The sequence below is a fragment of the Rhizobium sp. WSM4643 genome (genome assembly GCF_025152745.1).
In the GTDB taxonomy this organism is placed as follows: Bacteria; Pseudomonadota; Alphaproteobacteria; order Rhizobiales; family Rhizobiaceae; genus Rhizobium; species Rhizobium leguminosarum_I.
In genome coordinates this window covers 221,321-241,868 of record NZ_CP104040.1, presented here as the reverse complement: position 1 = coordinate 241,868, position 20,548 = coordinate 221,321, and the positions used below count along the sequence as shown (strand labels likewise).

Genomic DNA, 20,548 nt, shown 5'->3' with positions numbered 1-20,548 from the left:
CGGGCAACCCGACTTTCTCTCCTTGACGCCGATGGTTCAAAATCTTTGACAGACCTATTAATGCAAAGAATTTGCTTTTACGAGATGGCTGCTCTACATAAGCTAACGCAACGACTTAGCTTTAAGGAGCTTATATATGTTCGTCGCAGCCAAATCCACCGAGAATTCGCCGCGCCCTTCGATCGGCTTTCATGCGCTGACGCTTGCCACCTTCTTCGGCGCCTCCGCGGCGCCGACGCCGCTCTACCGGATCTATCAGGAAAACTTCTCCGTCTCGCCGGTGCTGATCACGGTGATTTTCGCGGTCTACGCCTTCGCGCTGCTGGCGGCGTTGCTGACCGCCGGTTCGATCTCCGACCATCTCGGCCGCAAGCCGGTGATCTTCTTCGCCCTTGTGCTCGAAATCGTCGCCATGGCGCTCTTCGTCGTCGCAAGCGGTCCCGGCTGGCTGATCGCGGCACGGATCGTGCAGGGGCTGGCAACGGGAATTGCTGGTGCCTCGCTCGGGGCGGCGCTCGTCGATGTCGACCGGGCAAAGGGACAGATCGTCAACTCGATCGCACCGCTTTCCGGCATGGCGGTGGGCGCTGTCGGCACCAGTGCCTTGATCCAATACGGCCCCTTCCCGATGCATCTGATCTATGCGCTGCTGCTCGTCGCCTTCACGCTGCAGGCAGCGGTCATCTGGCTGACGCACGAGACCGGCGGCACGCGGCCGGGCGCGCTCGGCTCGCTGATACCGCGGGTCACCATTCCCCAGCAGGTGAAGCGACCGCTCTCGCTGGTGACACCGATCAACATCGCCAACTGGACGCTTGCCGGCTTTTATCTTTCGCTGGTCCCGTCCCTGGTCGCCACCACGACCGGTAGCCGGGCGCCGCTAACGGGCGGGGCCGTCGTCACCGCACTGATGGTGAGCGGAGCGATCGCCGTCTATCTCAGGCGCAGCAAGACGGCCTCGGCCAATCTTGCTTTCGGCGTGTCGGCCAAGACGCTCGGTATCCTGACCGTCGTTGCCGGCGTGCATCTCGCCAATGTGCCGCTGCTGCTGATCGGCACGATTTTCACCGGCGCCGGTTTCGGCACCAATTTCCTCGGTTCGATCGGCACCATCATGCCGCTCGCCAAACCGGACGAGCGGGCAGGGCTGGTGTCGGCCTTCTACGTCCAGAGCTACCTCGCCTTCAGCCTGCCGGCGATCCTGGCCGGGTTCCTGGCAAAATCGGCCGGTTACGCATTGACGACGGATATCTATGCGACGGCGATCCTGCTTTTGATGGGCGTCGGAATGGTGAGCATTCGCGCCGACCGGCGGAAGGTCGCGGGGAGTGCTGCCTGACAGTCTTCACGGATTGAGATCGAGCAGCGCCCGGCCGCTGCCGTCCATGGCGAAGGGCACCGAGGCGTGCTGATGGGCAACCAGCCAGCGGCCATCCTGCTTGACGAGGCCGAGGGTCTGGCGGAACCAGAGATCGACGGCAGTGCCGTCGGTCTTGGTCCCGGTCATGCGCGTCAGGCCGCTCCAGAAAGCAACATCTTCGCCAACCGTCAGCCTGGCATCGCGCACATCGCCGCCGATCGGGCCTTCCCAGGTATCGAACCAGGCCTGCAGGCCCGCCTCGTCCTTGCCGTAGTAGACAAGCGGCGGCGCCAGCGAAAACTCGACCTCATCCTCGGTCTCGTAGGAAAGCGCATCCTTGGCGTTTTTTTCGCCCAGCGCCTTGGCGCGCATCATCAGCATGGCGATGATCGCCTCTTCCTCGATCCTGGCGTTCGCTTCGTCTTTCACGATCGTTCTCCTTCTCCGTTATGGACAGAGGACGAAGGGAGGACGACGTTCCGACATCAGCGATAGAACCGCTGCGCACTTTTGGAATTGCGTCAGAGATACCTCGTCACTGCCGGTTCGTTCCACCAGGCATCGTGCCTGCCGTCGGCATAACGGATAGGCAGTGCTGCCAGTTCCTCGGGGCTGATATCATCGAGGCAGGCGATGTTGATCGAGACATAGGCGCCGCCGATCGCTTCGACATAACCGTCGCCATAGGCCGGCACACCGCAGGTGCAACAGAAGCGATGATGACCGCTCATGGTATTGAATTGATAGTCGGACGTTTCCGCCTGGTCGCACATCAGTCGAAAATCCTCCGGCTTGACGTTGGCGCCCCAATAGCGGCGCTTGGCGCAGATCGAACAATTGCAGCGGCCGGTGCCCTCCTCGAGGTCCATGTCCACCTCGTAGTGCACTTTGCCGCAATGGCAGCTTCCCTTGTAGGTTTTCTTCACGGTGCTCTCCTCCTTCGGCGTTGCCTTCAGTTTCCGCATATGACAATATGTTGTCGTTATGGATGAGATACAGAATCGACAACATGTTGTCAAACAAAAACGACCGGAGCGGACGATGGAGGGGGACGCTTTTTCCGCTTTCGCGATCACCGCCCTTCGCCTCGCCGGCCATCTGGCGACCGCCGGCGACCGGCTGGCAAAGCCGGCAGGACAGACGAGCGCGCGCTGGCAGGTGCTGGCGGCGGCGCGACGCGGCGGCATGTCGGTGGCGCAGATTGCCCGCGCGCTCGGCGTCGCCCGCCAGGGCGTGCAGCGGCTTGCGGACGTGCTGGAGAGCGAAGGGCTGATCGCCTATGCCGACAACCCGCAGCACCAGCGCGCCAAGCTGGTGCGGCTGACGGAAGAAGGGGCGGCGCGGCTCGGTGTCATTGAGACCGCGCAAGCCGGTTGGGCCGACGAGCTGGGGGCTGCATTTACGTCAGCAGAACTCGATGCGGCGCGGGCGGTGATGGCGCGGGTCATGGAGATGCTGGAGGCTAGCGAGGCGGCAGGAGGCTGAACGACTTACTTGTGTTGCGGGGCTCGTTGTCGCCGGTGACGCTCTCGGCTTGGCGACACGAAAGATTCTTTGAGGTCGTGCCGTGGCCGCCCCCCTCTGCCCTGCCGGGCATCCCCCACAGGTGGGGAGATCACAAGCGGCTTGAACTTCGTATCCATCTATCGTTTCGTCGTGCTGATCGAAAATTGTTTGGGGAAGCCGGTGCGCCCAGCCGATCTCCCCACCTGTGGGGGAGATGCCCGGCAGGGCAGAGGGGGGCTTACACGGCACGACCTATGCGCCAAGGCGATGCCGGCTACTCCGCCAATCGGGCACAACATCAGCCAACCAGATACAAAAAAAGGCCGGGTGAACCCGACCTTCCCTGCTATCTCAACGAACCGTGCCAGTACATCCGTGGTCACGATCCGGAGATGATATTTAGAGCCTTGAAGGCTCAGGCCGCCTGGAGGCGGTCTGCCGACATCTTGCCGGACTTGTTGTCGCGGACGAGCTCGTAAGACAGCTTCTGGCCATCCTTGAGATCGCGCATGCCAGCGCGTTCAACGGCGGAGATGTGGACGAAAACGTCGGCTGCGCCGTCATCCGGCTGAATGAAGCCGAAGCCCTTGGTTGCGTTGAACCACTTTACGGTACCTGTGCTCATGACGATATCCTTTTCGAATCGTTCATTAAAGATTGCAGCTCGGATAAATGCCAAGCGGCGATGAAAACCGATTTTGGAGGAAGTTCGCCAGGAACGACGCGAGGCCGTTTCAAAGTTCATCTAGCAAGATCGATGCGCGCACATGTAATCGGAAATTGTGTCGGTGACAAGGCCGCAGCGAGGGAAAGGCGAATTCAGCTGGCGAGGTGAAGTCGAATAATTCTTGAATGTCGTGCCGTGGCCGCCCCCCGGGCCCGGCAGGGCAGAGGGGGGCGTTGCGGCACGATACAGAGACCTAAGCCGCCTTCCCCACCTTCGCATAGGGGTCGAACCGGCCGTAGAACGTCTCGCCCTTGGCGGCCATGTCCTTCAGCAGCGGCGTCGGCTTGAAGTGGCTTCCGTAAGCAGCAGCTAACTTTTCCGCCAATTCTACGAAAGCCTTTGCGCCCATCCCATCGATATAGCTCAGCGCCCCGCCGGTATAGGGCGCGAAGCCGAAGCCCAGGATCGAACCGACATCCGCTTCGCGCGGATCGGTGACGATGCCTTCCTCGACCGTGCGAGCGGCTTCCAGCGCGATGGTGACGAGGAATCGTTGCTTCAGCAAGTTGACGTCGACCTCATCCGCCTGCTTCTGCGGGTAGAAGGTCTTGAGGTCGGGCCAGAGGGACTTCTTCGCCGGTTTCGGCGGATAGTCGTAGAAGCCCTTGGAATTCTTGCGGCCGAAGCGGCCTTCCTTTTCCACCATGCGGGAGATGAGTTCCATATGCCTGGGGTCGATGGCCTTTTCGCCGAGATCGGCAACCGTCGCCTTGAGGATCTTCAGCGAGAGGTCGATGGCGACCTCGTCGTTGAGCGCCAAGGGACCGACCGGCATGCCGGCCATCTTGGCTGCATTCTCGATCATGGCAGGCGGCACACCCTCGATCAGCATGTCGTAGCTTTCCGACATGTAGCGCAGCACGCAACGATTGACGAAGAAGCCGCGGGTGTCGTTGACGACGATCGGCGTCTTCTTGATGGCTGCGACATAATCAAGAGCGATGGCCAGCGCCCTGTCGCCGGTGTCGCTTCCGAGGATGACCTCGGTCAGCATCATCTTCTCGACAGGCGAGAAGAAGTGGATGCCGATGAAATCGGCCGGGCGTTTCGAATTCTTGGCGAGACCTGAGATCGGCAGGGTCGAGGTGTTGGAGGCGAAGACCGCGCCTTCCGGCAACACCGCTTCGACCGCCTCGATGACCGCTTTCTTCACCTCGCGATCCTCGAAAACCGCCTCTATGACGAGATCGGCATTGGCAAGGTCGGCATAGTCTGCCGAGGGCGTGATGCGGGAGAGCAATGCAGCCGCCTCGTCCTGCGTAAGCCGTCCCTTACCGATAGAATCCTTGACCAGGCCTTCCGAGACGGTCTTGCCCTTCATCGCCGCTTCGATATCGCGGTCGATCAGCGTCACCGGAATGCCGGCGGCGGCGGTGACATAAGCGATCGAGGCGCCCATGAAGCCGGCGCCGACGACGCCTATATGTTTCAGCTCGGTCTTCGCGTGACCTACCGGGCGGCGGGCGCCCTTGCCGAGCTCCTGCATGGAGATGAACAGCGAACGGATCATCGAGAAGGCTTCGCGGGTCTGCAGCACCTCGGTGAAGTAACGCTGCTCGATCTTCAGGCCGGTGTCGAACGGCACCTGCAGGCCTTCGTAGACGCATTTCAGGATGGCAAGCGCTGCCGGATAATTGCCCGATGTTTCCCGGCGCAGGATCGCCGGAGCTGCCGGCCAGAGCTGGGCGGAAGCCGGCGTCCAGATGCCGCCGCCCGGCGCCTTAAAGCCCTTCTCGTCCCATGGAGCGATCGGCTTCAGGCCATCCTTGATCATCTGCTTGGCAGCAGGGATCAGCTGATCCGGCTCGACCACCTGATGCACGAGGTTCATCGCCTTGGCGCGGGAGCCGGTCAGCGACTGGCCGGTGGTCATCATCTGCAGCGCATCCTGGGCGTTCGCCAGCCGCGGCACACGCTGCGTGCCGCCGGCGCCGGGGAAGATACCGACCTTCACTTCGGGCAGCGCGATCTTGACGCTCTTGGCATTGGAGGCGACGCGGCCGTGGCAGGCGAGCGACAGTTCGAAGGCGCCGCCCATGCAGGTACCGTTGATCGCGGACACCCAGGGCTTTCCCGATGTTTCGAGCTTGCGGAACAGACCGCTCATGCGGCCGACTAGACCGAAGAGGGTCTGCACGGCCGTTTGCGGGCTCTTTTCCTTCTCATCCTGATAGGAGCTGAACATCGACTTGATCATCGACAGATCGGCGCCGCCGGAGAAGGAGGATTTGCCCGAGGTGACGACGACACCCTTGATGGCGGCATCAGCGGTCGTGGCGTCGATGATGGCGTCGAGTTCGGCCATCACCTCGGCGGTGAAGACGTTCATCGATTTCCCGGGCATGTCCCAGGTGACGAGAGCGATGCCGTCAGCGTCGGTTTCGAGCGTGAAATTCGTGTAAGTGCTCATCTTGGGAATTCCTCTCCCTGAATTCTCTGGCGGTGAAGCCCCTCCCCCTTGTGGGGAGGGGTTGGGGAGGGGTTTTCCTTGGCGAGAAGACCCCTCCCCTCGCTTTGCTCGACCCTCCCCACAAGTGGGAGGGTTTCGGTCCCGTCAGACCCTTTCGATAACCGTTGCCGTACCCATGCCGGCGCCGATGCAGAGCGTCACCAGCGCGGTGTTGAGATCGCGGCGTTCAAGTTCGTCCAGCACCGTGCCGAGGATCATCGCGCCGGTGGCGCCGAGCGGATGGCCCATGGCGATAGCGCCGCCATTGACGTTGATCCTGTCATGGTCGATGTCGAATGCCTGCATGTAGCGCAGCACCACGGCAGCAAAGGCCTCGTTGAGTTCGAAGAGGTCGATGTCGGCAAGGTTCATGCCCGATCGTTTCAACAGCTTCTCGGTGACATCTACGGGTCCGGTCAGCATCAGGGCCGGATCGGAGCCGATATTGGCGAAGGCCTTGATGCGAGCGCGCGGCTTTTTGCCCATGCTCTGACCGCCGGCCTTGGAGCCGAGCAAGACGGCACTGGCGCCATCGACGATGCCGGAGGAGTTGCCGGCATGGTGGACATAGTTGATGCGCTCGATCTCAGGATGGGCCTGGATGCCAACGGCCTCGAAGCCGCCCATCTCGCCGGGCATCTGGAAGGACGGATTGAGGGAGGCGAGCGCCTGCATGTCGGTGCCGGGACGCATGTGTTCATCCTTTGCCAGGATCGTCAGGCCGTTCTGGTCTTTGACCGGGATGACCGACTTGTCGAACCAGCCCTTTTCCCAGGCTTGGGCGGCACGCTTCTGGCTCTCGACCGCATAAGCGTCGACATCGGTTCTGCTGAAGCCGTATTTTGTGGCGATCAGATCGGCCGAGACACCCTGCGGCATGAAATAAGCCGGGAAATTTACCGACGGATCCATGAACCAGGCGCCGCCGGACATGCCGAGGCCGACGCGCGACATGCTTTCGACGCCGCCCGCAATGACGATGTCGTCGGCGCCTTGGGCGATCTTGCCGGCTCCGAAATTGACGGCATCGAGGCCGGAGGCGCAGAAGCGGGAGATCTGCATGCCGGGCGCCTTCGTGGAGTAACCGGCTTCGAAGGCGGCGGCCTTGGGGATGACGGCGCCGGCATCCATGACCGGATCGACGCAGCCCATGATGATGTCGTCGACCGTGCTCGTGTCCAGCCCGTTGCGGTCGCGGATCGCCTCCAGGCTCTTTGCCGCGAGGCGGACGGAAGGCACCTCATGCAGGGCACCGTCCTTCTTGCCGCGGCCGCGCGGCGTACGCACGTGGTCGTAAATGAAAACCTCGGTCATCGTCTCATCTCCCTGACGGCAATCTATCTTGCCTCAAATCTTGGAAGGAGGAGATAAGACCCCTCCCCAGCCCTCCCCACAAGGGGGAGGGAGAACCGGCTCAAAACGCTTCGGCGGCCAGTTCCATCATCGTGTCGGCGCCGACTTCGATGCGGGCCTTGCGAAGTGCGGTTTCCGGCATCAGGCGTTCCATGAAGAAGCGGGCGGTGACCAGCTTGTTCTTCAGGTAATCCTCGCGGGCGGCATCGCCGGATGCAAGCCCATCCTCGGCGGCTTTGGCCATCTTCGCCCACATATAGCCGAGAATGACGAGGCCGAAGAGGTGCATATAATCGGTCGAGCCGGCCCCGGCATTGTCGGGCTTGGCCATGGCATTCTGCATGAACCACATGGTCGCGCCCTGGACGTCGTTCAAGCCCTTCTTCAGATGCTTGGTGAAGAAGGAGAGCTTTTCGTTCTCGCGGTTCTCCTCGCAGAAATCGCCGATCTCCTTGAAGAGGGCCATGGCGGCGCGGCCGCCGTTGAGCGCCAGCTTGCGGCCGACGAGATCGAGCGCCTGAATGCCGTTGGCGCCTTCATAGATCATGGCGATGCGGGCATCGCGCACATACTGGCTCATGCCGTGCTCTTCGATATAGCCGTGGCCGCCGAGGACTTGCTGGGCCATGACGGCATGATCGAAGCCCTTGTCGGTCATCACGCCCTTGAGGATCGGGGTGACGAGGCCAAGAATATCGTCGGCCGTCTGGCGCTCCTTCTCGTCGCTAGCGCGGTGGGCGATATCGGACTTCAGCGCGGTCCACAGCAGGAAGGCGCGGCCGCCCTCGTTGAAGGCGCGGATGGTCATTAGGGTCCGGCGAATATCCGGATGGACGATGATCGGATCGGCCTTCTTGTCCGGCGCCTTGGGGCCGGACAGCGAACGGCCCTGGATGCGGTCGCGGGCATAGCTGGCGGCGTTCTGATAGGCGATCTCGGAAATGGCGATGCCCTGCAGGCCGACCATGAGGCGGGCCTCGTTCATCATCACGAACATGGCGTTGAGGCCGCGGTTTTCGGCGCCGATCAGGAAGCCCGTCGCCTCGTCGTAATTCATGACGCAGGTGGCGTTGGCGTGGATGCCCATCTTGTGCTCGATGGCACCGCAGGAGACGGCGTTGCGGGTGCCCGGTGCGCCGTCCTTGCCGACGAGGAATTTCGGGACGATGAAGAGCGAGATGCCCTTGGTGCCCTCGGGCGCACCCTCGATGCGGGCCAGCACCAGATGGATGATATTGTCGGTCAGGTCGTGCTCGCCGGCGGAGATGAAGATCTTCTGGCCTGATATTTTGTAGCTGCCGTCAGCCTGCGGCACCGCCTTGGTGCGCAGCATGCCGAGATCGGTGCCGCAATGCGGCTCGGTCAGGTTCATGGTGCCGGACCAGGTACCGTCCACCATCTTCGGCAGATAGGTGGCCTTCTGTTCGTCGGAACCGTGGACGAGGAGTGCCGCGATCGCGCCCTGCGTCAGGCCTGGATACATCATCAGCGACATGTTGGCGGCCGAGGTATATTCGCCGACGGCGGTATGCAGCGTATAGGGAAGCCCCTGGCCGCCGAATTCCTCCGGCACCGCAAGGCCGATCCAGCCGCCTTCGCGATAGGCTTTATAGGCTTCCTTGAAACCCTTCGGCGTCGAGACGCTGGCATCGTCGTGGCGCGTGCAGCCTTCCTGGTCGCCGGAATAATTCAGTGGAAAGAGAGCTTCCTCGGCAACCCTTCCGGCCTCGCCGAGGATCGCTTCGATCATATCGGGGGTCGCGTCGGCAAAACCCGGCAGATTGTTGTAGCGTTCGAGACCCAGCACGTCGTTCAGGACGAAGAGCGTATCGTTCACCGGGGCCTTGTAGACTGGCATCTCTCAAATTCCTCCCATTCGACTGACCGGATTGCTCCAGGCTCGGGCACTGTCTTACAAAATATTGACGTTTGCGTAAACGTCAAATTTTGCAACCTTGGCCGTCTTTTCATGAAAAAATTCGAACGCGCGAATCCGTTGGGCGATGAAAGTGCGACGCGTAATGCATCACGCGTGGGAAGGAACAGACGCCATCTCATCTTCCTTGTCCATCGCAGAACGGCGTATAAACGGAAGCGTCGTTCAAGCCGCAATCGGGAAATGTTTCAGGAGGGCCGCATGATCAGTTTCGAGGCGATAAGGCAGCGTGCGGAGGAGCGAAAGGGCGGGGCCGCCGCGTTGCAGGCCTTGCTGGAGAATCACCGACCGGATCACGAGCGGCTGCGCGCCATGCCCGACGATCGCATCCTGGCAGACATGACCCGGCGCATCTTCTACAGCGGTTTCGTCCAGAAGGTGATCGACAGCAAGTGGCCAGGTTTCGAGGCAGCGTTTTCCGGTTTTGATCCGGCGATGCTGAATATCACGCCCGACGACTATTGGCATGCCCTCACCTCGGATGAGCGGATCATCCGCAACGGCGCCAAGATCATGTCGGTTCGGGCCAATGCCGCCTTCATCAGGGAATTGGCAAAGGAATATGGCAGCGCCGGCGTCTTCTTCGCCGACTGGCCTGGGGATGACCAGATCGGCCTTCTCGACCTGCTGAGCAAACGCGGCAACCGGCTCGGCGGCATGACCGGACAATATTTCCTGCGCGGCATCGGCCGCGACAGCTTCATCGCCACGATCGACGTGCTCGCCTGCCTCCGATCGGCCGGCGTACCGCTCTCCTCCTCCGGCACGACCAAGAAGGACCAGCAGTTGATCCAGCAGGCCTTCAATGACTGGGCGGAGGAAACGGGCCTTTCCTTCATCCATCTCTCGCGCATCAGCGCCTATTCGATCGATTCAGCGCACTGAAATTCCGGTCGCGTGGTGGCGCCGGCCGTTCGGACTTCCTACGTCTTTGCCACGATCCATCGAGGAAGACATTATGACCGACTTTCCCTATGAGAGCGCACTGATCGTCGGCGCGGGCTCCGGCATCAGCGCATCGCTTGCCCGGCAATTGTCGGCGCAGGGCGTCAAGGTCGGGCTTGCCGCCCGCAATATCGAGAAACTGCAGGGGCTGATCGAGGAGACCGGCGCCAGCGCCTTTACAACCGATGTCTCGCAACCGGCGAGCGTCGCAGCACTCTTCGAAGCGGCTGCCGCTGCGATCGGCGGGCCTGACGTGGTGATCTTCAATGCCAGCGCCCGTCAGCGCGGCCCGCTTGCCGAACTCGATCCCGCCGATGTCGAGAAGGCGATTGCGACCACCGCTTTCGGCGGTTTCCTTGTGGTGCAGCAGGCGGCGCGGCGGATGATCCCGCGCGGCCGCGGCGCCATCCTCATCACGGGCGCGTCGGCAAGCGTGAAGGGCTTTGCGCAATCGGCACCCTTCGCGATGGGCAAGTTCGCGCTGCGTGGCCTTGCCCAGAGTGCTGCCCGCGAACTCGGGCCGATGGGCATTCATGTCGCCCATTTCGTCATCGACGGCGCGGTGCGGTCGCAGACCCGGCCGGACCGGGTGGAGAAGCCGGATGGCACGCTCTCGCCGGATGCGATCGCCCAGACCTATATCGACGTGCTTCGCCAGCACCGCAGCGCATGGTCGCTGGAGGTGGAAGTCCGGCCCTGGACGGAGAGCTTCTGAGACCCTGCTATAGCCGACAAGGCAACTTTCGCGGCGGCGTCAAACAGACTATGTTTCGTCGTCGTCGGAGCTGGCCGGGAGGACACCAATGCCGCGTCTGGACCATGTCACCATCGAGACCCGCGATGCGCCGGGGATGATCGGCTTCCTGGAGACCGTGCTCGGCGTTAGCGAGGGCTATCGGCCACCCTTTGCCTCGCCCGGCCACTGGCTCTATCTGGACGAACGCCCGGTCATCCATCTCAGCCTGACATCGGGCAGCACCGATTTTCCGCCCGGCATCTTCAACCATGTCGCCTTCAGCCTCTACGAATTCGGGCCGGCACTGGAGCGCATCAAGGCGACCGGCTATCGCTACGAATATTACGATATTCCCGACACAGAACTCGGTCAGGTCTTCGTCTACGGACCCGAAGGCGTGAAAATCGAACTGCAATATCCCCGGCCCGCCTGAGCGCGCGTGGCCATTCGATGTGACGCGTTCGGGGGCAATTGCCGCCAAGAACGGCGTTTTGAACACAAACGTTAAAAAATTCCCATCGGCATTAACGGCTTGTTTACCACGTTTCGTGAAAGGTGCGGATTGAGCAGTAGCGATCCGCATTCCTTTCCCCAGTCTCGCGTTCCCTTAGGATGCCGCTACATCGTTCAGCTTGAGGAAAGTCTAATTGACTATCGTCTTATGAATGGTGTGCTCTGGTCCGCGTAAAGAGGCGGGCAGCAGACGGAAAAGCCAAAGATCGAGCTCTGACGAGGGGTCGAGCAGTCGAAGCGAGCAAGAACATGAACGGATCGCGATCAAATCCTTCCCGACAGTCCGACAGGACCTCGCTCGATGCGCTGAACCGCACGATCGAAGGGCTGGAGGCGCGCATCGAAGGGCTGATGGGCAGCGGGCGCGAACAGCGGCCACGCACGGCACCGGCCGAGCGCGATCCTTATGCCGGCTCCCATGCTCCCCGGCCCGCAAAGGCCCCACCCGAGCCGCGGCCCGATCCGCTCGCCGAAATCCGTCAACGCCAGCGCGCGCTCGAAGCCAGCCGCGAACGGCCCTACGCACGCCAACAGGCCCCGCAGCTTCGCGAACCTGTGCCGCGCGCCGCCGCTCCAGCGCCGGCGCCGGCCTTGCGCGCCGGCGACGATACGATGACGGAGATTGCCCAGGCCCTCGTCAACCTGCGGCAGGACCTGAAGCGCGACATTTCCGAGGGCGTCACCCGTGAGATGAACGCGCTGCGCGCCGAGCTGCGCGACATCAAGACAAATGCCGGCGACGGCCGTTTCGCCGACGACATGCGCGCCGACATGGGCCGCCTTGCCCAGAGCATCACGCAGCTTACCGGCCGCTCCGCCGCGCCGGAGGCCACAGGCCTTCGCGAGGATTTTGAAGAGCTGCGCTCGCTGATGGACGGGCTGGCGCGCGAGGATTCGCTGCGCCATATGGAAAACCGCTGGGACGGTTTCGAAAACCGGCTTGCGGCGCTCGATACCGAAGGGCTGCAGGAAGAGCTCGTTTCGCTTGCCTATCGGCTCGACGACATCAAGCGCCATATCGGCGGCATGGGCGAAAGCCCCGCGGTTCGGGCGCTGGAAGACAAGCTCATCTCGATCGCCACGGCGATGGAGCATTTCGGCAACATGATCCAGCCGCACGACCGGGTAATGTCCGAACAGTTCGCCGCCATGGACATGCGGCTCGACGAGATCAGCCGGGCGATCGCGGCAAGCGGGCGCACGGCCACCACGAATGATCCGGGCCTGATGCAGCGGCTGGAAAACCGGCTGGAGGCGCTGGCCGATCAGATCGAACTGATGAGCCATGATGCGGCCAGCCGCGTGAACCCGGCCGATGAGCTGGCGATGCGGCTTGAGGCGCTGACGGGACGCGTCGAGGAGATGACGAAGGCGGAAGCGACGTCGCGGCTCGACGAACGGCTGGAACATCTTTCCTATCTGCTGGAGCGCACGCAGGAGACGGCACCGCAGCCCGACCTCACCGGCACGCTTTCCGACATTTCCCGCAAGATCGACGCGCTTGAGAACGGCGCCGTCAACGACGTGCTGGCGCAGCGGCTCGACCATCTCGCCCGGCGCATCGACGAGATGGCCTATCATCAGCAGGCGCCGGCACCCGCCGCTGTAGCCGACGACAGCGCCTTCCTGCGTCTCGAAGGACGGCTGAGCGACATTGCCGCCCGCCTGGAGGAAAGCACATCGGCAGCGCCGACCGACGCGCGCGCGCTGAAGAACCTTGAAGACCAGATCGCCAATCTTTCGGCGCTGATGAGCGCGCCGCGCGAGAGCGCTGCGATACCCCCGGAATTCGACCGGCGCATGGGCGCGATCGAAGACTATATGGCGACAAGCGACGAATATATCATCGAGGCCGCACGCCAGGCGGCAGAGGCTGTCGTCGAAGCCTATTCGCGTCATGGCGGCCCGCAGGGTGTCATGCCCGCCGCCGACATGTCAGCGCTGACGGCGCTGGCCGAGGATCTGCGCCACCTCGAGGATCTCAGCCGTGACAGCGAGGAACGCACGCACAAGACTTTCCAGGCGCTGCACGAGACGCTGGTGCATATCGCCGACCGCCTCGACGGCATGGAGGATCGCGGCCGGCCGCTCGCCCAGATGCCGGTTGCCGACGTCGATTTCGATGTCGATCCCTATGCGCTGATGGTGGCCGAAGCCGAGATGAACAGGATGCCGGCCGCTGCCCCGACAGCGACGGCTTCCCCTGTTATCCGCACGGCCGAGGTCGCAGCCGAAGCTGCCGCCCCGGCACAAGCCGCCGCCATGAGCGGAACGAGCGCGATCGCCATCGAAGCCGCGAGCCGGACCGCGGAGGTTGCGACAGCGACACGGACACAGACCCCGGCGAAGGCCAGCCTGCTCGCCAGTCTCGGCAAGCGGCTGCTGCCCGGCAAGAAAGCCGAGAGCCGGGCGACCGAACGTCCGATGATCGATCCCGCGCCGTCGATCGATCCCACCGACGTGGTGCCGACGGATGCGGCAAACGAACTGCTCGAGCCGGGCTCGGGCGCACCTGACGTGAAGAAGATTCTTGAACGGGTTCGCGCCAGCCAGAGCGCGGCGCGCGGCAAACCTGCCGGCGAAACCGATCGCGCCGATTATATTGCTGCTGCGCGCCGGGCGGCGCAGGCGGCCGCGATGGAAGTGGACGCCAATCCGAAGCAGGCGGCCGTCAAGGCCGAGAAGAAGGGCGCGACTGCCGACAAAGCCGGCAAGGCTTCTGACAAAACGGGTAAGACCAGTGCCTTTTCGCGCTACCGGCGGCCGATCTTGCTGGCGGTCGGCGCCGTGCTGCTCGCCATCATGGCCTTTCCGCTTGCCCGAACGCTGACGAGCGGCGAGCGCGCGCCGCAGCCGCCAGCGGAATTCTCGGCGCTGACGGGTGCTGCGGAAAACCCGGCGCCGGCCTTGCCCGAAGCGACACCTGCCCAGCCGGATGCCGCCGCTCTCGAAACGACCGCTCCGGCAGCAACTGTACCGCCCGTCGCCGAACCGGCGCAGCCGGAGGCAACCCCGCCGGTCGGCGGCGACCATCTGACCGATATGACGCCGCTTGACGGCGAAGGGGCGGCGATGCTTGCCGCTCCCGGTCCGTCCGGCGCGGCACAGGAGACATCGAGCTTCGTTCCCGCACCCGCGCCGCAGGCGACTATTACCATTCCCGACACCGTCCAGCCGAAATCGCTTGCCGATGCGGCGAGCGGCGGCGATGCGCTGGCGCTGTTCGAGATCGGCGCGCGTTATTCCGACGGCCGCAACGGCATGACAGCCGATCAGAAGCAGGCGGCGAACTGGTACCAGCTTGCGGCCGACAAGGGCTTTGCGCCTGCGCAATACCGGCTCGGCAGCATGTACGAGAAGGGCAACGGCGTCGAACGCGACATCGCCAAGGCGAAGGGCTTCTACGAGCAGGCGGCAAACCAGGGCAATGCCAGCGCCATGCACAATCTCGCCGTCCTCTACTCCTCCGGCGCGCTGGGCCAGCAGGATTATACAACCGCCGCTTCCTGGTTCACCAAGGCAGCGAACCTCGGCATCACCGACAGCCAGTTCAACCTGGCGATCCTCTGCGCTAGGGGCAACGGGGTTCCGGCTGATCTCGAAGAGTCCTACAAATGGTTTGCGATCGCCGCCAAGGCCGGCGACAAGGATGCGGCGCAGAAGCGCGACGAAGTGGCCAAAGCCATGAAGCCCGACCAGCTCGAACGGGCGCGCGCCAAGGCCGATCTCTGGAAGCCGGAGCCGGTCGACCACCGTACGAACGCCATCGACATTCCCGACGAATGGGCCGGCACTGGCGCGAAGACGGCGACCGTCGACATGAAGAAGGCAGTCCGCAACATCCAGGCGATCCTCAACAATAACGGCTTCGACGCCGGAGTTCCGGACGGCGAAATGGGTGCGAAGACCGTGACCGCGATCAAAAACTTCCAGAAGTCCGTCGGGCAGGAGCCGGACGGCAAGGTGACCGACGCGACGGTGAAGGCGCTGCTCGAACGCAACAAGCAGGGCAGCAAGGCGATCTGAGGCGCGTCGTCATCTTCGTCCGGGAGATCGCCGACAGCGGCCCCTCATCCGCCTGCCGGCACCGACCGGGTCAAGCCACGGCCTCTCGACTCCCTCTTCTCCCTTCGGGGAGAAGGTGCCCGTAGGGCGGATGAGGGGGCCGCAAAGCTGGTCTTTTCCTCATGCGGGCTTCGACCGCGCCGGCATCGCCTCGACCATCGGTGCGCCTGAATAGGTGAATTATGTGCCGTGTAGCCCCCTCATCCGCCTGCCGGCACCTTCTCCCCGAGGGGAGAAGAGGACATGCTGCGACCTCTCCGTTCCCCTCTTACCTTTCGCAACGCTCAATCACGGTAGGTTAGGTGGGGCAGCCATCGGTGCAGGCCTGGCGGCACTATGCCGCAAGGCTTTTTCCAAATTTGCCGCAGCCTGTCACAAAACCTGAAAAAAGCCGGATTATGCCCGGACATATCGATCCGCGCATCCGGCGAATCCTGTGCCACCGATCTCTCCGTCAATCTCTATGGCTAATCACGGGGCCGATCGAAAGCCTCTGGCAATGATTTCACCGTATGGTGCGCATTCGAACGGGGACGTGACAAGAAACCGCCCGGCAGGAGCGGTCATCATTCGGGGTCGGCTGTGACAATCTATCTGCCCATCGCAGAATTGTCGGTGAACATTTTCATCATTCTCGGCATGGGGGCGGCCGTCGGATTCCTGTCTGGAATGTTCGGCGTCGGCGGCGGTTTTCTCATCACGCCGCTATTGATCTTCTACAACATCCCGCCCGTCGTCGCGGTCGCGACCGGCGCCAACCAGGTTGTGGCATCGTCGATATCAGGCGCGATCACGCATTTTCGGCGCGGCTCGCTCGACGTCAAGCTCGGCACCGTGCTGCTGGTCGGCGGTCTTACCGGTGCGACGGTCGGCATCTGGATCTTCTCGCTGCTGCGCGCCATCGGCCAGCTCGATCTCATCATCTCACTGATGTATGTCGTCTTCCTCGGCACCGTCGGCGGACTGATGCTGCTCGAAAGCATCAATGCCATGCGGCGGGCAGCGCGCAACGAGCCGCCCGCACCGCGCAAGCCCGGCCACCAGCACTGGGTGCACAAGTTGCCGCTGAAGGTGCGTTTCAAGAAATCTAAGATCTATCTCAGCGTCATTCCGATCGTCACGCTCGGCTTTGCGATCGGCATCCTTACCTCGATCATGGGTGTCGGCGGCGGCTTCATCATGGTGCCGGCGATGATCTACCTGTTGCGGATCCCGACCAATGTCGTCGTCGGCACCTCGCTGTTCCAGATCATCTTCGTGACCGCCTATACGACGATCGTGCAGGCGGCGACGAACTTCTCCGTCGACATCGTGCTCGCCTTCATCCTGATGGTGGCGGGTGTCATCGGCGCGCAATATGGCGTGCGCGTCGGCCAGAAGCTGCGCGGCGAGCAGCTGCGCGCCCTGCTCGGCCTGCTGGTGCTCGCCGTCGGCCTGCGTCTTGCGATCGCGCTGGTGGTGGCGCCGGCCGACGTCTATTCGGTGGTGATGGGAGCGGGCAACTGATGCGCTTTGCTGTTTTCGTCATCGCGTTGTTTTGCCTGCTGCCGGCCTCTGCCGGAGCGCAATGGCTGCCAGGGCAGGCAACGGAGGCGGTGCGTGAAGGGTTGGAAATCGGCACGTCGACCAGTGAAATCGCCATCACCTCGGATTTCCACGGTGCGGATCTGACTATTTTCGGGGCGCTCTCGAACACCGACCAGTTGCTGCTCGCCGTCGGCCAATATGACGTGGTCGTGGTGCTGGAGGGGCCGCGCGAGGATGCGACGGTGCGCAAGAAGGAACGCGTCTTCGGCATCTGGGTGAATACTCGCTCGATGACCTTCGAAGCGGTGCCGCATTCCTATTCGATGTCGAGTTCACGGATGATCGACGACATCGTGACGCCGCTTGACCTGACCGACCAGGAAATCGGCATCGATCACATTCCGCTGACTCCGGTCGGCTTCGTCGGCGACGGCAGCAATCTCGGCGAGTTCCGTGACGCCTTCCGGCGGCTGCAGCAGGGCGGCGGGCTCTACGACCGCAACCCAAGCGGCGTGCGGTTCGTTTCCTCCAATCTCTTCAAGGCGAGCCTGCGTTTGCCCGCGAACATTCCGAACGGCGTGCACAGCGTGCGCGCCTATCTGTTCAAGAGCGGTCTTTTCGTCGCCGAAAAGTCGCTGCCGCTGCGGGTCATCAAGACCGGCATCGAGCAGACGATCACCGATGCGGCGCATGATCAGCCGATCCTCTACGGCTGCGCGGCCGTGGCTCTCGCCGTGATCACCGGCTGGGGTGCCAGCCTGATCTTCCGCAAGGACTGATCTGCCGCCAAGGCTCGACGCTCATTTCCTCTCGATTTCTTCTATCGATTTGAGTCCGGCGTCGAGCCCACTTTGCGGGAGCTGCTACGCGGATGTTTTGGCGGCAGCTCATCCACGCTTCACAAAAAAACCGCTTGCACATTGCTATCAGTTTATCTAGCTTTCAACCAGTTGCCAAACGCAATCGGTTTTACCTTGGTTGGCAATTCAGAAGGAGGAAGGAAATGAGAAAGCTTGTTGTCTGGAACCTGATGACGCTCGATGGTTATTTCGAAGGCACGAAGCCGTGGGATATCGACTTCCACAATCTCGCCTGGGGGCCTGAATTGCAGCGCTATGCCGAACAGTTCGGCAGGGAAGGCGATCTGCTGGTCTTCGGCCGCAAGACCTATGAGGGCATGGCCTCGTACTGGCCGACAGCCGAGGGCGAAGGTGAGATCAAAGCCTATATGAACGATATCGCCAAGATCGCCGTGTCGCGGACGATCACCGTGCCCGGCTGGAACAATGCCCGCGTCGTCAGCGATCCGATCTCCGAATTGACGCGGCTGAAGCAGGAGGACGGCAAGACGATCTTCATCTTCGGCAGTGCCGAGCTTGCCGATAGCCTGCTAAAAGCGGGGCTTATCGACGAAATCAGGATCTGCCTGGTGCCGGTCATCCTCGGCGGCGGCAATCCGCTTTTCAAACAGGCAGAGGGCCAGGTGCCGCTGAAGCTCATCGAATCCTCGACGACGGAAGGCGGCGCGGTGATCCTGCGCTACGAGCCCGTCAAGGCTTAACGGGCTGGACTATGTGATGAACCGCCGGTCGTTTGTGATGGCTGCCCCTCACCCTAACCTGCCGGGGTCGAGCCACTCGTCTCGACCCGTCCTTCGGACCCCCGTAAAAAACGGGGAGAGAGGGGACGTGCCCTGCGAGAGCCGTCTGGGAACGGAGAGGGTGCGGCATATCCCCTTCGCCCCGTTTACGGGGAGAAGGTGCCGGCAGGCGGATGAGGGGCAGTGCCGGCTAGAGAGAAGTTCGCATTCGACTAAAAACCGGTTTTTAACATTTACGAGTTAGTAATCTCTCGGAAACGAGAGGTTTTGTCATGCGTACTCGTATCGTTCTGACGGCCGTGGGTCTCGCGCTGCTTGCCGGCTGCGCGACGGCGCCGAAGCAGACGAGGAACATCTGTGCCGTCTTCGACGAGCGCGACGGGCTCTTCTCCAGCTGGCAGAGCGCCGCCGAACGAACGGAGAAGAAGTACGGCGTGCCCGTGCCGATCCTGATGGCGACGATGTATACCGAATCCGGCTTCCAGCCCTATGCGCGGCCGCCGCGCACCAAGCTGTTCGGCTTCATTCCCTGGACCCGGCCGTCGACCGCCTACGGCTATTCGCAGGCGCTCGACGGGACCTGGGATCACTATCAGTCGCAGACCGGGAACTGGACGGCGCGGCGGGCGAACTTCGCCGACGCGATCGATTTCATCGGTTGGTATCATTACCAGAACAGCGTGGAGACCGGCATTCCGCTGAACGATGCCTATAATCTCTATCTCGCCTATTATTCCGGGCCGACGGGATACAAACGCGGCGACTGGCGCTCGAACGGGCAATTGCAGCAGACAGCGCAGAAGTTTGCGCGGATGGCCGGGACGTATCAGCGGCAACTGCAGGAGTGTGATTGAGTTTAGGTGGTGCCGTGCCAGCCCCCTCTGCCCTGCCGGGCATCTCCCCCACAGGTGGGGAGATTGGCTGGGCACACGGGCTTCCCCAAACAACGAACGTCCAGCACGGCGAAACGGTAGATGGGCAGGAAGTTCAAGCCACTAGTGATCTCCCCACCTGTGGGGGAGATGCCCGGCAGGGCAGAGGGGCTGAAGCCCGCCGACCTGGAATATAAGGCGCTACCCCCTCAAATTCCCATACCGCACCGAATAAATCCGATCTCGCCCCAACAGATGCGCCACCAGCGAAGCCTTGTCGAACAGGCCCTTCATCGCCTGGTGCCCGAGATCCAGACCGCCGCTCATGACGCCGAAGGCCGGCATCAGCAGGCGGGCGCCGTCGGTGGCAAAGCACGGGCGGCGGACGGATTTCTCGCGTCGGCGCACGGTCGCCGACGGGTGCAGGTGGCCGGCGATTTCGCCGCTCTGCAAGCCGTTCTTCGGCTCGTGCCGAAAGGTCAGGCCGGCATAATGCATCTCGTCGGCAGATGTGCCCGGCAGATCGACGATGCCGTCCGGATCATGGTTGCCATTGATCCAGATCCATTCGCGACCGCGCGCCATCTCGACGATCAGGGCGCGAAAATTCTCCGCCAGGTGCTTCGAACCGATGCGGTCGTGGAAATTATCGCCGAGCGAGATGACGAGCTTCGGATCATAACGCGAGATGACGGCGGCAAGGACGGTCAGCGTCGCCAGCGTATCGTAAGGCGGCAGCATCATGCCGCGGCGCGCAAAGGCTGCGCCTTTTTCCAGATGCAGATCGGAGACGACGAGCAGGCCGGTATCCGGCAGATAGAGGGCGCCGAGCGGGTCGCAGACGGCGGCAATGCCGTTCACCGATGTCTCGATGCCTGGTATCGCGGCCAGTCCTGAAATGTCGCGCGCGAGCGCCAGGCGATTCATCACTCTCTAATTCCCAAATACGTCAGCCGGGC

Annotated in this window: 17 protein-coding genes; 10 read left to right on the top strand and 7 right to left on the bottom strand. The window is 62.6% G+C overall.

The genetic code is table 11. The annotated features are described in order from the left end of the window. The first annotated feature begins 136 nt into the window (after positions 1-136). The gene (locus N1937_RS01195; RefSeq protein WP_260057253.1) at positions 137-1,339 is read left to right on the top strand and encodes an MFS transporter; all 1,203 of its coding nucleotides are present in this window, start codon (positions 137-139) and stop codon (positions 1,337-1,339) included. A gap of 6 nt (positions 1,340-1,345) precedes the next feature. Here the strand turns inward: N1937_RS01195 and N1937_RS01190 are convergent, their stop codons facing one another. Together N1937_RS01190 and N1937_RS01185 are read right to left on the bottom strand one after the other, a co-directional pair. Further along, complete coding sequence (locus N1937_RS01190; protein WP_222280859.1) at positions 1,346-1,789, bottom strand: YybH family protein; 444 nt, start codon at positions 1,787-1,789, stop codon at positions 1,346-1,348. A gap of 92 nt (positions 1,790-1,881) precedes the next feature. Further along, entirely contained in the window at positions 1,882-2,286 is a 405-nt protein-coding gene (locus tag N1937_RS01185) for a GFA family protein (protein WP_260057252.1), read from the bottom strand. A gap of 58 nt (positions 2,287-2,344) precedes the next feature. Here N1937_RS01185 and N1937_RS01180 point away from each other — a divergent pair, with 58 nt between their 5' ends. Continuing rightward, on the top strand, positions 2,345-2,845 hold the full coding sequence (locus tag N1937_RS01180; protein ID WP_441005654.1) for a MarR family winged helix-turn-helix transcriptional regulator: 501 nt from the start codon (positions 2,345-2,347) through the stop codon (positions 2,843-2,845). A 436-nt stretch (positions 2,846-3,281) separates the two neighbouring features. Here N1937_RS01180 and N1937_RS01175 read toward each other — a convergent pair whose 3' ends face one another. The 4 genes from N1937_RS01175 to N1937_RS01160 all read right to left on the bottom strand — a co-directional run bounded on the left by N1937_RS01175 (position 3,282) and on the right by N1937_RS01160 (position 9,253). Further along, complete coding sequence (locus N1937_RS01175; protein WP_003545273.1) at positions 3,282-3,491, bottom strand: cold-shock protein; 210 nt, start codon at positions 3,489-3,491, stop codon at positions 3,282-3,284. A gap of 295 nt (positions 3,492-3,786) precedes the next feature. Then, positions 3,787-6,003: a 3-hydroxyacyl-CoA dehydrogenase NAD-binding domain-containing protein gene (locus N1937_RS01170; RefSeq protein ID WP_260057250.1), complete on the bottom strand. Its 2,217-nt coding sequence runs from the start codon at positions 6,001-6,003 to the stop codon at positions 3,787-3,789. Between the two features lie 144 nt (positions 6,004-6,147). Then, positions 6,148-7,356: an acetyl-CoA C-acetyltransferase gene (locus N1937_RS01165; RefSeq protein WP_260057249.1), complete on the bottom strand. Its 1,209-nt coding sequence runs from the start codon at positions 7,354-7,356 to the stop codon at positions 6,148-6,150. A 100-nt stretch (positions 7,357-7,456) separates the two neighbouring features. Continuing rightward, positions 7,457-9,253 (bottom strand): acyl-CoA dehydrogenase C-terminal domain-containing protein, encoded by a 1,797-nt coding sequence (locus N1937_RS01160; protein ID WP_260057248.1) that lies wholly within the window; start codon positions 9,251-9,253, stop codon positions 7,457-7,459. 279 nt (positions 9,254-9,532) lie between these two features. Between N1937_RS01160 and N1937_RS01155 the strand changes: the two genes are divergently transcribed. The 8 genes from N1937_RS01155 to N1937_RS01120 all read left to right on the top strand — a co-directional run bounded on the left by N1937_RS01155 (position 9,533) and on the right by N1937_RS01120 (position 19,571). Further along, positions 9,533-10,216, top strand: a complete 684-nt coding sequence (locus tag N1937_RS01155; protein ID WP_260057247.1) for a DNA-3-methyladenine glycosylase I — start codon at positions 9,533-9,535, stop codon at positions 10,214-10,216. Between the two features lie 73 nt (positions 10,217-10,289). After that, complete coding sequence (locus N1937_RS01150; protein WP_222296395.1) at positions 10,290-10,991, top strand: SDR family NAD(P)-dependent oxidoreductase; 702 nt, start codon at positions 10,290-10,292, stop codon at positions 10,989-10,991. An 88-nt stretch (positions 10,992-11,079) separates the two neighbouring features. Then, positions 11,080-11,445 (top strand): VOC family protein, encoded by a 366-nt coding sequence (locus N1937_RS01145; RefSeq protein ID WP_170263561.1) that lies wholly within the window; start codon positions 11,080-11,082, stop codon positions 11,443-11,445. A gap of 329 nt (positions 11,446-11,774) precedes the next feature. After that, entirely contained in the window at positions 11,775-15,551 is a 3,777-nt protein-coding gene (locus N1937_RS01140; RefSeq protein ID WP_260057246.1) for a peptidoglycan-binding protein, read from the top strand. A 621-nt stretch (positions 15,552-16,172) separates the two neighbouring features. Continuing rightward, positions 16,173-17,096, top strand: coding sequence for a sulfite exporter TauE/SafE family protein (locus tag N1937_RS01135; RefSeq protein WP_260057245.1), 924 nt, complete (start codon positions 16,173-16,175; stop codon positions 17,094-17,096). Further along, complete coding sequence (locus N1937_RS01130) at positions 17,096-17,896, top strand: TIGR02186 family protein (protein WP_260057244.1); 801 nt, start codon at positions 17,096-17,098, stop codon at positions 17,894-17,896. The genes N1937_RS01135 and N1937_RS01130 overlap by 1 nt, the downstream gene beginning before the upstream one ends. Before the next feature lie 224 nt (positions 17,897-18,120). Further along, the gene (locus tag N1937_RS01125; RefSeq protein ID WP_260057243.1) at positions 18,121-18,678 is read left to right on the top strand and encodes a dihydrofolate reductase family protein; all 558 of its coding nucleotides are present in this window, start codon (positions 18,121-18,123) and stop codon (positions 18,676-18,678) included. Positions 18,679-18,989: 311 nt separating this feature from the next. Continuing rightward, positions 18,990-19,571 (top strand): transglycosylase SLT domain-containing protein, encoded by a 582-nt coding sequence (locus tag N1937_RS01120; RefSeq protein ID WP_003545252.1) that lies wholly within the window; start codon positions 18,990-18,992, stop codon positions 19,569-19,571. Between the two features lie 219 nt (positions 19,572-19,790). Here the strand turns inward: N1937_RS01120 and pdeM are convergent, their stop codons facing one another. Beyond that, on the bottom strand, positions 19,791-20,516 hold the full coding sequence (gene pdeM, locus N1937_RS01115; protein ID WP_170279304.1) for a ligase-associated DNA damage response endonuclease PdeM: 726 nt from the start codon (positions 20,514-20,516) through the stop codon (positions 19,791-19,793). Positions 20,517-20,548 lie beyond the last annotated feature (32 nt).

Excerpts from the sequence above, each read along its gene's own strand:
- N1937_RS01130 (WP_260057244.1), top strand. The coding sequence starts at position 17,096 with ATGCGCTTTGCTGTTTTCGTCATCGCGTTGTTTTGCCTGCTGCCGGCC.
- N1937_RS01150 (WP_222296395.1), top strand. The coding sequence starts at position 10,290 with ATGACCGACTTTCCCTATGAGAGCGCACTGATCGTCGGCGCGGGCTCC.
- pdeM (WP_170279304.1), bottom strand. The coding sequence starts at position 20,516 with ATGAATCGCCTGGCGCTCGCGCGCGACATTTCAGGACTGGCCGCGATA.
- N1937_RS01180 (WP_441005654.1), top strand. The coding sequence starts at position 2,345 with ATGGATGAGATACAGAATCGACAACATGTTGTCAAACAAAAACGACCG.
- N1937_RS01125 (WP_260057243.1), top strand. The coding sequence starts at position 18,121 with ATGAGAAAGCTTGTTGTCTGGAACCTGATGACGCTCGATGGTTATTTC.
- N1937_RS01120 (WP_003545252.1), top strand. The coding sequence starts at position 18,990 with ATGCGTACTCGTATCGTTCTGACGGCCGTGGGTCTCGCGCTGCTTGCC.
- N1937_RS01165 (WP_260057249.1), bottom strand. The coding sequence starts at position 7,356 with ATGACCGAGGTTTTCATTTACGACCACGTGCGTACGCCGCGCGGCCGC.
- N1937_RS01160 (WP_260057248.1), bottom strand. The coding sequence starts at position 9,253 with ATGCCAGTCTACAAGGCCCCGGTGAACGATACGCTCTTCGTCCTGAAC.
- N1937_RS01195 (WP_260057253.1), top strand. The coding sequence starts at position 137 with ATGTTCGTCGCAGCCAAATCCACCGAGAATTCGCCGCGCCCTTCGATC.
- N1937_RS01145 (WP_170263561.1), top strand. The coding sequence starts at position 11,080 with ATGCCGCGTCTGGACCATGTCACCATCGAGACCCGCGATGCGCCGGGG.
- N1937_RS01140 (WP_260057246.1), top strand. The coding sequence starts at position 11,775 with ATGAACGGATCGCGATCAAATCCTTCCCGACAGTCCGACAGGACCTCG.
- N1937_RS01170 (WP_260057250.1), bottom strand. The coding sequence starts at position 6,003 with ATGAGCACTTACACGAATTTCACGCTCGAAACCGACGCTGACGGCATC.
- N1937_RS01175 (WP_003545273.1), bottom strand. The coding sequence starts at position 3,491 with ATGAGCACAGGTACCGTAAAGTGGTTCAACGCAACCAAGGGCTTCGGC.
- N1937_RS01155 (WP_260057247.1), top strand. The coding sequence starts at position 9,533 with ATGATCAGTTTCGAGGCGATAAGGCAGCGTGCGGAGGAGCGAAAGGGC.